9 protein-coding genes and 2 pseudogenes are annotated in these 11,300 nt (G+C 71.2%); 6 read left to right on the forward strand and 5 right to left on the reverse strand.

Features of this window, described 5'->3' with window-relative positions; genetic code table 11:
* Positions 1–19: 19 nt before the first annotated feature.
* The 4 genes and pseudogenes from ABZ464_RS46985 to ABZ464_RS47000 all read left to right on the forward strand — a co-directional run.
* A pseudogene (locus tag ABZ464_RS46985) lies at positions 20–316 on the forward strand (hypothetical protein); the annotation flags it as partial.
* Between the two features lie 234 nt (positions 317–550).
* Complete coding sequence (locus tag ABZ464_RS46990) at positions 551–1,201, forward strand: helix-turn-helix transcriptional regulator (protein ID WP_067251940.1); 651 nt, start codon at positions 551–553, stop codon at positions 1,199–1,201.
* Positions 1,202–1,233: 32 nt separating this feature from the next.
* Positions 1,234–1,761, forward strand: coding sequence for a toxin-antitoxin system, toxin component (locus ABZ464_RS46995; RefSeq protein WP_359288134.1), 528 nt, complete (start codon positions 1,234–1,236; stop codon positions 1,759–1,761).
* 331 nt (positions 1,762–2,092) lie between these two features.
* Positions 2,093–2,353, forward strand: a complete 261-nt coding sequence (locus tag ABZ464_RS47000; RefSeq protein WP_359288117.1) for a hypothetical protein — start codon at positions 2,093–2,095, stop codon at positions 2,351–2,353.
* Between the two features lie 4 nt (positions 2,354–2,357).
* Here the strand turns inward: ABZ464_RS47000 and ABZ464_RS47005 are convergent, their stop codons facing one another.
* Together ABZ464_RS47005 and ABZ464_RS47010 are read right to left on the reverse strand one after the other, a co-directional pair.
* Entirely contained in the window at positions 2,358–3,047 is a 690-nt protein-coding gene (locus tag ABZ464_RS47005) for a 4'-phosphopantetheinyl transferase superfamily protein (RefSeq protein WP_359288135.1), read from the reverse strand.
* Positions 3,044–3,946, reverse strand: a complete 903-nt coding sequence (locus ABZ464_RS47010; protein WP_359288119.1) for a metallophosphoesterase — start codon at positions 3,944–3,946, stop codon at positions 3,044–3,046. Before ABZ464_RS47010 ends, ABZ464_RS47005 begins: the two co-directional genes overlap by 4 nt.
* 328 nt (positions 3,947–4,274) lie before the next feature.
* On the opposite strand from ABZ464_RS47010, the gene ABZ464_RS47015 reads away from it, so the two are divergent.
* Positions 4,275–5,414 (forward strand): ATP-grasp domain-containing protein, encoded by a 1,140-nt coding sequence (locus ABZ464_RS47015; protein WP_359288121.1) that lies wholly within the window; start codon positions 4,275–4,277, stop codon positions 5,412–5,414.
* Positions 5,415–5,604: 190 nt separating this feature from the next.
* Positions 5,605–7,293: a carbohydrate binding domain-containing protein gene (locus ABZ464_RS47020; RefSeq protein WP_359288123.1), complete on the forward strand. Its 1,689-nt coding sequence runs from the start codon at positions 5,605–5,607 to the stop codon at positions 7,291–7,293.
* Between the two features lie 337 nt (positions 7,294–7,630).
* On the opposite strand, the gene ABZ464_RS47025 is transcribed toward ABZ464_RS47020, so the two are convergent.
* The 3 genes and pseudogenes from ABZ464_RS47025 to ABZ464_RS47035 all read right to left on the reverse strand — a co-directional run.
* Positions 7,631–8,518, reverse strand: coding sequence for a sulfotransferase (locus ABZ464_RS47025; RefSeq protein ID WP_359288125.1), 888 nt, complete (start codon positions 8,516–8,518; stop codon positions 7,631–7,633).
* A 188-nt stretch (positions 8,519–8,706) separates the two neighbouring features.
* Positions 8,707–10,080, reverse strand: coding sequence for an alpha-L-fucosidase (locus ABZ464_RS47030; protein ID WP_359288137.1), 1,374 nt, complete (start codon positions 10,078–10,080; stop codon positions 8,707–8,709).
* A gap of 54 nt (positions 10,081–10,134) precedes the next feature.
* Positions 10,135–11,214: pseudogene (locus ABZ464_RS47035) on the reverse strand (glycoside hydrolase family 38 C-terminal domain-containing protein); the annotation flags it as partial.
* Between the last annotated feature and the right edge of the window lie 86 nt (positions 11,215–11,300).

Below are 11,300 nucleotides of genomic sequence, written 5' to 3' on the forward strand. Positions count from 1 at the left end.
GCAGACCCGCGGCCCTGGGCGCGCCGAGACGACGGCCCTGCTCGGCCGGGTGGCCGCCGAGGGCCGCCGGCCCGCCACCGCCGACCTCGCCGCCCCGCGCCCCGGGCTCCATCTGCTGCTCGCCCGCGAGGAGTTGGTCTCCGGGAGCGGCTTCGTCGCGGCGCCGGGTCTGCTGACGGACGTAGCGGCGTGGCCGGAGTGGTGGCAGACCGGCGCCGACGGGGACGTACGACTGCTGCCGGACTTCGATCCGGGCCACTCGGCGTACGCGGCCTGCCCCCACTGGGACTGGTTCGCCCTGCCCCGCGAGACCGGGCGGGTGCCTGAGACGCCATCGGGAGGTCACCCCTCTTGCCGGTGCCGCCACGGGTACATGATGTGTCAACTATTGTGGCATTCCATGCTCATTGACGGCTGAAATTGGCCACAGTTGTGGCGAGACCTGGATGTGAGTTCGAAAGACCGGCTACTCTCCACGCAGTTCGCGGCGATCGCCTGTGCGGTGGGCCCGTGCGGTGAGAGGGACGTGAGAGACGTAGGAGACCTGTCGGTGTCGGATGGCTTCGAGGTTCCGGGCGCCACGGCGACGGTGCTGCTGTCGGCCGTCGTCGCCCGTGTCGCCGTGACCGCCGACCGGCTCGGCGTGCCCCACGCGGAGGTCTTCGACACCGGACGGCTGTCCGTGGCCTCCGGAGTCCCCGAGTCCGTCGTCAAGGCCCTGCTGAGCGGCCGCCCCGCGGGCGAACCCGACGTCCAGGCCCGCTTTCTGCAGCGCCTGGACCTGCTGCGCCGCACCCGGCTCAAGCCCAACGGCCGCAAGTACACCCAGCAGGAGATCGCCGACGGCGCCGGCATGTCGCGGCAGCAGGCGGGCGCCCTCATCAACGGCGACCGCCGTCCCACGATGGAGCACTGCGACGCGATCCAGCGGTTCTTCCGGGTGCACGCCGGCTTCCTGACGGCGGAGGACCCCGAGGCCCTCGCGGGCGCCCTGCAGCACACCGAGCAGGAGCTGCTGCAGAAGCTCGCCGCACGCGAGGCGGCCGCCGCCGCCGAGGACCCGCTGGAGCGGCTGCTCCAGGACCACGGCGTGCGCGGGATCGCCTGGCGGGCGGCCCAGCTGCCCACCGACCAGCACCGGGACAAGGTCGCCGAGTGGCTGGACATGCTCCTGGAGAGCGTGAAGCGGCCCGAGTCGTGATCCGGGGGAGAACAGTGGGCACAGCCAGGGAAATGCGCCGCCTGTGCGGCGGACTCGTCTCCGAACTGACCCTGCCGACGCCCGCCGCGCCGGCCGAGCTGTACACCGCCCTGTGCGACGGGATGAGCAGACGCCGGGGCCGCCCCGTCCACTTCCGCACGGCCGCCTTCCCCACCGACACGGCGAGCGGGCTGTGGCTCGACATGGCCGACCAGGATCTCGTCGTCATCGAGGAACGCACCGCGCCCGACCACCAGTTGGTGATCCTCGGGCACGAACTGTGGCACATGAACGCGGGCCACTGCGGCCAGCACGTCGAGGGCGCCTCGGTCGCGGCCCGTTTACTCACCGACGGGGCGGACCTCCAGGCGACGGTCCGCAGGGTCGCCGCGCGCACCCGCTTCGACCTCTCCGAGGAGAAGGACGCCGAGAGCTTCGGCCTGCTGCTCGCCAGCAAGTGCCGTGCCTGGCTCGCCGGTTCGTCCCCGCGGGGCCGCGGCCGCGACGACCTGGCGGGCCGCATCGAGACCTCGCTCGGCTATCTGGGCCCGAAGAACTGACCTCCGCACAACCGACTTCCCGAGAACCGCCGCCCTCTCCGTACGACGAGCACATCGCGCTGCGCCGACTCGCCTCGCGAAACTCCCGCACGCCCTGACGGGACGTCGAACACCCGTCCTCCTCTCTGGTCGACAGCGCTTCCTCCCTGCGTGGGGAGCGTGTCCGTCCGGGGGTTTCGGAGCGTTTCGCCTCCGCTGAGCGGGCGAACCGGCGGGCGGTGCGACCGGATTGTCAGTGGTGCGCGGCAAGCTGGGGGGTGCGCCGTCGCAAGGCGGCGTACGCGCCGCCGCGGCGGCGCGGAGACGACGCCGACACGGGGAGAGCCGACCGATGCACACTGCCGTACTGACCGACCGCGAGCGCACCGCCGTCCAGGCCTATCTGCGACTGCTGCACACCGTCCGCGCCGCCTTCGGCGAGGACGCCGGCGACGAGCGGGGCGGCGTCTCCGGCCGGCCGCACCACCGGCGGCCCCCGGTGGTCCCACCCGCCGTGCTGGCGGAGGCGGAGCAGGCCCTGGCGGAGGCGGGACTCGCGGGCAACGAGGAGGAGTTCTTCAGCCTGCTGCAGAGCTGGTGCCCGGCACCGTGACGGGTCAGCGGTGGTGGACGGTGACCGCCGTGGCCACCAGGCCCCGGCGGACCGTCCAGGTGCCGTCGAAGTGCCCGAGCCGGTGGCCGCCGACCACCGGTCCGGGCACGAGGAGCCGGGCGCGGAAGGTGCCGTGTCCCTCCCCGTCCGTCCCGGCCGAGACGTCGATGTCGGCCTCGCTGAAGTCCAGCCACTTACGGGTGAGGGGGAACCACGCCTTGTAGACGGATTCCTTGGCGCTGAACAGCAGCCGGTCCCAGTGCACCTCGGGGCGCCGGGCGCTCAGCCGCTCCAGCCGCTCCTGTTCGGCGGGCAGGGCGACGGCCCTGAGCACCCCCTCCGGGAGCGTCTCGTTGGGCTCGGCGTCTATGCCGAGCGAGGCGAGGTCGGCGGCGCGCACCAGCGCGGCGGCACAGTAGCCCTCGCAGTGGGTCATGCTGCCGGTCAGGCCGTCCGGCCACTGCGGCGCGCCGCGCTCGCCGGGCAGCACCGGCTGCGGCGGCACCCCGAGCTTCTCCATCGCGCGCCGGGCGCAGGAGCGTACGACGGTGAACTCACGGCGCCGCTTGGCGACCGCGCGCGCCACCAGCGCCTCCTCCTCGGGGTAGAGCGGCGCGTCCCCGAACTCCCGGACGCCCTCCTCCCCGAAGGCCTCGACGGCCACCACGGACTCCGGCAGCAGTTCCTCGATCACCGGTCCTCGCTCTCCGCCGGCGTCTTCCGCCACGTCAGGATCGTGTCCTCGGCGGGCACGGGCAGGATGCGGCGCAGCCGGCCCGGCGGCTGCACGCGCTGCCGCCACTCACGCGGATAGCCCACCGAGACCTCCTCGAAACGGACGCCCTCGTGCCAGGTGGTGCGCGGGATGTGGAGATGGCCGTAGACCATGGTCGCCACGCGGAAGCGGCGGTGCCAGTCCGCGGTCAGCTCGGTGCCGCACCACATGGCGAACTCGGGGTGCCACAGCACGTCCATCGGGTGGCGGTGCAGCGGATAGTGGTTGACGGGAACGACCGGGAGATCGTCCGGCAGTTCGGCGAGTCTGCGCGCGGTCTCGGCGACCCGGGCCCGGCACCAGTCCTCGCGGGTCGGGTAGGGGTCGGGGTGCAGCAGGTACTCGTCGTTGCAGACGATGCCGGTCCCCTCCGCGTACGCGAGCCCCTCGGCCTTGGTCGTGCAGCCGGCCGGCAGGAACGAGTAGTCGTACAACAGGAACAGCGGCGCCACGACCACCGGGCCGCCCGGGCCCTCCCACACGGGGTAGGGGTCCTCGGGCGTGACCACGCCCAGGTCGCGGCACAGGCCGACGAGATGCTCGTACCGGGCGACGCCCCGCAGGGTGACGGGGTCGGAGGGGTGGGTCCACAGCTCGTGGTTGCCGGGCACCCAGACCACCTTGCGGAAACGGCCGGCGAGGGTCTTCAGCGCCCAGCCGATGTCGGCCACGTTCTCCGAGACGTCCCCGGCCACCAGCAGCCAGTCCTCGTCCGTGTCCGGCGTCATGTGCTCGACCAGGGCGCGGTTCTCGGGATGGCCGATGTGCAGATCGCTGATGGCCAGCAACTGCCCGGCACCACCGGCCGTCGACGTCACCTCGCGTCCTTCCGTCCACCACCCCACGAAGGTCACCACGACAGCACATTCGCGGGCGCGGAACAAGGCCGCCCCCCCTCGTGTCACTCATGTGCACGCCACGGTTACCGAGTGGTCACTTCCTTACCGGACGGGATGACATGAGTGAACAAGATCAGAAAATCCGTAACACGCGCGTTGCACGCGGCACGGCTGGGAAGCCGTATGATCGCCCCAACACCACCGCCATGAACGCCTCTTCAGCAGGGCGGTTTGGTGACCCTCCAATCCCCCTGCCCGGGCACGGGCCTGCTTCGCCCTGCCCGCGACCCCTGAAAGGCGGCCTCGCATGGTCTCTCGCGTACGCGTCTGGCTCAACCGCACGTACGCGGAGAACGTGTTCTTCATGGATCAGCTGCGGCGAAATCCGAGCGATCGCGCGGTCGAGATCCATGCGACGCACGGCGACGCGGACTCGCCCGTGCTGGCCGCCGCCGACACCGCCGACCTGGAGCCGGAGGGCCTGTCCCCCGCCGCCTACGTCGAGTACGCGCTGGACCAGTGCCAGCGCCGCGGCATCGACGTGTTCGTGCCCCGGCTGCAGCAGGCCGCGATCGTGGCGCACCGCGCCGACTTCGAGGCGATCGGCACGGCCCTGCTGGCGCCGACGCCCGAGGCCGTCGCCGTGTTCGAGGACAAGATCGTCGCGTACGAGGCCGTCCAGGCGATCGGCGTGCCCGTGCCGCCGTGGTACCGGGCCCGCAACGCCGACGAACTCGTCGCCGCCGTGGAGGAGTTGGAGGAGGCGGGGCACCGGGCGTGCTTCAAGCCGGCCTCCGGCGCCGGCGGGGTGGGCTTCCGGGTGATCACGCGCGCCCCCTTCTCGCTCATGCACCTCAGCGGCTTCCCGACCCCGTACGTCCAGCTGGACATGGTCGTCGAGGCGCTGAAGCAGGGCGACGAGGCCGTGGACTGGCTGGTGATGCCCCGTCTGGAGCAGCCGGAGGTGTCCGTGGACTGCCTCACCGGCCCCGACAACCGGGTGCGGATGGCCATCGGCCGCAGCAAGAACGGCCGCCGCCGCGGCTTCACCCTGCACGAGCAGTGGCTGGAGCCGGCCCGGCGCATCGCCGAGGGCTTCGGGCTGCACTACCTGTCCAACATCCAGTTCCGTATGTTCGGTGACGAGCCGGTCCTCATGGACGTCAACACGCGTCCCGCCGGCGGACTGCACCAGCTGTCGCTGTGCGGGGTCAACGCTCCTTGGGCGGCAGTGCAGTTGGCGCTCGGCGAAGACTCGGGCGAGGTCGTGCCGCCGTTCCTCGGGCAGGACTACACGGTGGTGTCCGGGCCGCGTCCGCTGCGTGCGGTGTCGCTGCCGCACCAGCGGATCGAGGACAGCACCGAGCCGCTGCTGCCCGCGGTTCCCGCGCAGGCGGAGGTCGTCGAGGTGACGCCGGCGGGCGCGGCCGAGGTGTTGCCGCTCTAGGTTCGCCGCCGGGTGCGGGGCCGGCTGCGGTTGCTCGCGCAGTTCCCCGCACTCCTTCAGGTGGTCGACTCACCGGTATGGACCAATTCTGTCCGTCGCCTTGACAGCCGGATTGGTCCATACCAACTTTGTTGCGCACCCCTTTGCATCTCTGCACTCCCGAACACCCCCATACCTTCAGGGAGATCGCGTGCGCACGACACCTCACAGACGCCCCTGGCGTCGAGTTCTCGCCCTGATGGGCTCCGCCGCCCTCGCGCTCGCCGGGGCCATCGCCCTGCCCGGCACCGCCGAGGCGGCGAACATCCTCACCAACCCCGGACTCGAATCCGGCTCCCTCTCCCCCTGGTCCTGCACCGGCAACCTCGGCTCGGTCGTGTCCTCGCCCGTGCACGCCGGGTCCAAGGCCCTTGCCGGAGCGGTGAGTTCGAGCGACACCGCCCGATGCAGCCAGACCGTCTCCGTCCAGCCGAACACGACGTACACACTCAGCGGCTGGGTGCGGGGCAGCTACGTCTACCTCGGCGTCGACGGCGGCGCCTCCACCTGGACGTCGTCGCCGTCGGCGTACAGCCAACTGTCGGTGGCCTTCACCACCGGTGCCGCGCAGACCAGCGCGACCGTCTATGTGCACGGCTGGTACGCCCAGGGCACCTACTACGCCGACGACATCGGTCTGGACGGGCCGGGCGGCGGGGGCGGCGGCTCGGACACCCAGGCGCCCAGTACGCCGACCGGGCTGACCTCCACCGGCAAGACCTCCTCCAGCGTGTCGCTGTCCTGGGGCGCCTCCACGGACAACGTCGGCGTCACGGCGTACGACGTCTACAGCGGCTCCTCGCGGGTGCTGAGCGTCTCCGGCACCTCCGCCACCGTGAGCGGCCTGTCGCCCAGCACCGGTTACACCTTCAGTGTGAAGGCGCGCGACGCCGCCGGGAACGTCTCCGGGTCCTCCAACTCGGTGTCCGTCACGACGAACGCGGGCAGCGGCGGGACCTCCTTCAAGCAGGCTGCGCCCTATCTGTACGAGGGCTGGGGCGATCCGCCGAGTGTGTCCACGGTGATGAGCGCGACGGGCGTCAAGTGGTTCACGATGGCGTTCATGCTGGACGGGGGCGGCTGCAACCCGATGTGGGACAGCGCCCGTCCGCTGACGGGCGGCGTCGACCAGAGCGTCATCAACCAGGTCCGTTCGGCGGGCGGTGACATCGTGCCGTCGTTCGGCGGCTGGCAGGGCAGCAAGCTCGGCGCCAACTGCTCCTCCGCGAGCGCCCTGGCCGCCGCGCTGCAGAAGGTGATCGACGCCTACGCGCTCAAGGCGATCGACATGGACATCGAGAACACGGACGAGTTCGAGAACGAGGCCGTGCAGGCGCGGATCCTGACGGCGCTGAAGACGGTGAAGGCCAACAACCCGGGGCTCAGGACCATCGTCACCTTCGGGACCTCGACCACCGGGCCGACCTACTACGGCAACCGTCTCATCGAGCAGGCCAAGTCGATCGGCGCCGACATCGACGTCTTCACCATCATGCCGTTCGACTTCGGCGGCGGCTCCGACATGTACGGCAACACCGTGAACGCCACGGAGGGGTTGAAGGCCAAGCTGAAGTCCACCTTCGGCTGGGACGACGCCACCGCCTACGCCCACATCGGCATCTCCGGCATGAACGGCCTGTCCGACCAGCAGGAGAACACCACCCCGGCGATCTGGACGTCGATCCGTGACTGGGCCAACGCGCACCACATCGCCCGTCTCGCCTACTGGGCCGTCAACCGTGACCGGTCCTGCCCGGGCGGGGGCGTGGTGAGCAACTGCTCGGGCATCAGCCAGAGCACCTGGCAGTTCACCTCCATCACGGCGGGCTTCACCGGCTGAGCCGACCCGTCCCCGCCCCTCGGTACACGGTTCCCCGGATCCCGCTCAGGATCCGGGGAACTTTCTTTCGTCCGGGGTGTATCACGGCGCGAGGTGCGGGTTCTAAAGGGTGTAACCGTGAAGGCCCACCGGGGACGACGGGGGAACGTGAGGGTCCCGGTGGGCCGGTGCGGAAGCACCGCGGTTCAGGGTGCACCGTTCAGGGTGACGCACGGGGAGTACGGGGAAGCACCAGCCCCCGGGAGCCATGGGGGATGCCCGGGGGGCACGGGGGGATCGGGGGATCGGGGCGGACGGCCGCTGTCACGGGGAGCGGCCGCCCGCTCCCGCCCTGTCCTCACCCCGTCGGATAACCCCAGGCGCGGGCGATCTCGGTCAGCCGGGGCGGCAGTGCGAGGGCCGGGTCGGCGGTGCGGGCGGGCTGGATGCGGCCCGACTTGATGGTGCTGGACCAGTCGCCCAGCTTCGGCCGGAAGGCGCCGTGGTCGCCACGGCCGTACTCCAGCATCGCGGGCTCCCACTCCACCCCGAGGTGGGCGCACAGGTCACGGGTGACGCGCTCCGGTTCCGCGGTGAGCTCCTCGTACCTGACCACGTGCGCGCCCTCGAGACCCAGCCGGGCCTCCTCGAGCTTCTCGGCGTAGCCGAGCACCTCGGCGCGGATGGCGTCGTGGTCCGGGTCCTTGCGGCGGTCGGTGAGAGAGGCGATCACCGCGCCGGGGTGGCGCAGCAGCAGGATGTGCCGGGCGTGTGGCCAACATCGGTGCAACCGCGGCCAGATGAGGGTGTTGGCCGGGGTCTTGTCGACGACGACGTCCTTGCCGCTGCGGGTGAGTTCCCGGTGCAGGACCCGGTCCCAGAGGATGTGCTCCAGCTCCGTGCGGTCGAGTTCGAGCGCCTTCATGGCCTCGGCGGTGAAGTCCCGGCTGAGCTTCACGTGCAGGGTGCGCAGATGCATCTCGTGCGGGGCGCGGATCCGGCTGTGACTGTTGAGGATCACCCGCAGCAGGGTGGACCCGGAGCGCACCGAGGAGAGCACGAAGACCGGGGACTCCACCAGGCGGGGGCCCGCCGGGGCGGTGTACGAGGCCACGGCGGGCGCGGGCTCCCTGCGCGGGGAGGGGATGGCGTCCAGGGTGCGCCGCGGCGGACTCACCGCCTCCCGCATGAGCCTCCCGCGGCGCTTCAGCCCCTTGCCCATCGCCGCTATGCGCGTATCCCTCACGTCGACACCTCTCTCTTGCGCCTGGCGCCCGCATCCCAGGGGCCCAAGACGACGTCCAGGTGTCTCGCAGATGAAGCGCGGTAGCCGCGGAATCCCCCATTCCGCCCCTGACCTGGCCTCTTACCGCTTTCTTAATTGTTCATATGACTTACCTGGGTGTGTGCTGGGTGTGACGGAGCACCCGGGCCTCAGAACCGGCCCGAGCCCCGGTAGAGCTCCAGCTCACCGTCCAGTTCCACGGCGAGCACGGTGGCGTACGGGTCGAGGTCGGCCCCGGCCGGCGGGTCGATCCACAGCACGCCGACCGCCTCGTGCAGCCCGCCCACGACCCGGTGCCCGAGCTCGGCCCCGGTGCCGAGCACGGAGACCCTGCGCACCGGTGTCGCCAGACCCCGTACACCGATCTCCGCGCGCGGGGCGTCGAACAGGGTGAGGTAGAGGGTGCGGCCGTCGGCGGAGAGGGTGCTGGGACCGTAGTGGTGCCCGGCCGGCAGTCCGCGGACCGTCCCGTACACGGCGTCGGCGTGCCTGCGGATCCACTCCCCCAGTCCCTCCAGCCGCTCGACCTGCGGCTGCGGGATGGTGCCGTCCTCCATCGGGCCGACGTCGAGCAGCAGATTGCCGCCCCCGCCGATGGTCTCCGTGAAGTAACGGATCAGCTGGGCAAGGGACTTGTGGTTGTGATCGTGGTGCTGGTAGCCCCATGAGTCGTTGATCGTCAGGCAGAGCTCCCAGGGGCCGTCCGGCGGCACGATCGGCGCGCCCTGCTCGGGGGTCGCGTAGTCGCCCTCACTGAGCATGCGTGCGTTGAAGACGACGTGCGGGCTGTACGACCGGATCAGCGCCGCGAGTTCGGGGATGCGCCACTGCTCCTCGCTGCGGTCCCACTCCCCGTCGAACCACATCAGGTCGGGCCGGTAACGGGAGGCCAACTCCCGGATCTGGCCGTCCCGGTAGGCGATGAACCGCTCCCAGGCCTGAAGATCCTCGTCCTCGGCCGAGCACTCCGAGTAGCGGTTGTCCTCCATCTCCGGCGGGCGGCCCGGCTTGCGGGTGGAGGCGTAGTCGGGGTGGTTCCAGTCGGAGTGGGAGTAGTACAGGCCGACCTTCAGACCTTTCTCGCGCAGGGCGTCGGCATAGCCGGTGAGGTAGTCGCGGCCCAGGTTGAGATCGCCGTACGCCGTGTCCCACAGCGCCACCCCGTCGTGGTGACGGCTCGTCAGCACCGCGTACCGGGCGCCCGCGCGGGCGAACAGGTCGGCCCAGGCCTTCGGGTCGTAGTGGGCGCCGGTGAAACGGCCGAGCTGGGACATGTACTGCTCGTGCGGCACGATGTCGTCGTAGAACGACCAGGACTCCTGGACGCCGTCGACGGCGTAGATGCCCCAGTGGACGAAGATCCCCAACTTGGCGTCGGCGAACCAGGGTTGCATGGGCACGACTGAACTCCTCGGCGAAGAGGGCGACTTCGGCTTGGGGGCTTGAGGGCTTGGGGCCTTGGGGGCTGATGGCCGGGGGCTGGGGGCTGGGGGCTTGAGGGAAGGGCGGGCACGGTGGTGCAGTACCGTGCCCGCCCGGCTGGGGTCCGGGCGTGCCCGCCCGGAAGGGGTCCGGCCCTACTCGCCGCGCCGCAGGCGGAGCGTCAGGACCTGGAAGGGCCGCAGGGTCACCTCGACCGCGCCGTCGGCGGCCGTGGCCGCCTCCGCGTCCTCCTCGCGGGGCCGCTCCAGCAGATCGGTGACCTGGAAGCCGGCCAGCGGGAACCCGGTGCGCACGAGTCCCCGGGCCCGGCCGCCCCGCGACTCGTACAGGCGCACCACCACATCACCGGACCGGTCGTCGGCGAGCTTGACCGCCTCGACGGTCACCCCGTCGCCGTCCACGCTCACCACCGGCTCCGCCGCGCCCGCCGACTCCGCCACGCGCAGCGGCAGGTTGAGCGCGTAGCCCTCGGCGACCGCGTCGCCAATCGTGGCGCCCGGCAGCAGGGAGTACGTGAACCGGTGCCGGCCCTGGTCCGCCTCGGGGTCCGGGATGCGCGGGGCGCGCACCAGGCTGAGGGCGACCGTGGTCGTCGTACCGCCGTCCTCACGGACCGTGCGGGAGACGTCGTGGCCGTACGTCGAGTCGTTGAGGACGGCGACGCCGTAGCCGGGTTCGCCGATGTGCACCCATCGGTGGCCGGAGACCTCGAAACGGGCCGACTCCCAGCTGGTGTTGGTGTGCGTGGGCCGCTGGACGTGACCGAACTGGATCTCGGCGGAGGAGTGCGCGGCCCGCACGTCGACCGGGAAGGCCGCCTTGATGATCTTCTCGGCCTCGTGCCAGTCGATGTCGGTCTCGATGTCGATGCGCGGGCTGCCCGCCCGGACGGTGATCGTCTGGGTGAGGGTCGAGCCCTTGCCGAAGGAACGGGTGACGCGGATCGCACCGAGCAGCGGGGCGTCCTCGACGACGGAGACCGAGTCGGGCTCGAGCAGGTCCGTGAAGCGGTTCTTGTAGTGCTTGTCGATGTCCCAGGCGTCCCAGTAGTTGGGCAGGTCGGTGTGCAGACGGAGCAGGTTGCCCCGGCCGGCGAGGACCTCGCGGCCCGCCCGGATGTCGTATACAGAAGACAGTGTGCCGTCGTCCGCCACCTGTACACGGACGAGTCCGTTGTCGAGGGTCCGGCCGGACACGGTCACCGGCGCCGGCGATTCACGTCCTCCGGGGCCGCCGAACCCCGGACCGACTGCCGCGCCAGCTCCGCCAGCTCCTCGTCCGTGAAGCCGTGGTGGCGCCG

Origin of the sequence: Streptomyces sp. NPDC005820, from assembly GCF_040630255.1 — a bacterium.
GTDB lineage: Bacteria > Actinomycetota > Actinomycetes > Streptomycetales > Streptomycetaceae > Streptomyces.

What these genes read in the sequence shown, in the direction of transcription:
- ABZ464_RS46995 (WP_359288134.1), top strand. Translation starts at nt 1,234, where the DNA reads ATGCGCCGCCTGTGCGGCGGACTCGTCTCCGAACTGACCCTGCCGACG.
- ABZ464_RS47000 (WP_359288117.1), top strand. Translation starts at nt 2,093, where the DNA reads ATGCACACTGCCGTACTGACCGACCGCGAGCGCACCGCCGTCCAGGCC.
- ABZ464_RS47015 (WP_359288121.1), top strand. Translation starts at nt 4,275, where the DNA reads ATGGTCTCTCGCGTACGCGTCTGGCTCAACCGCACGTACGCGGAGAAC.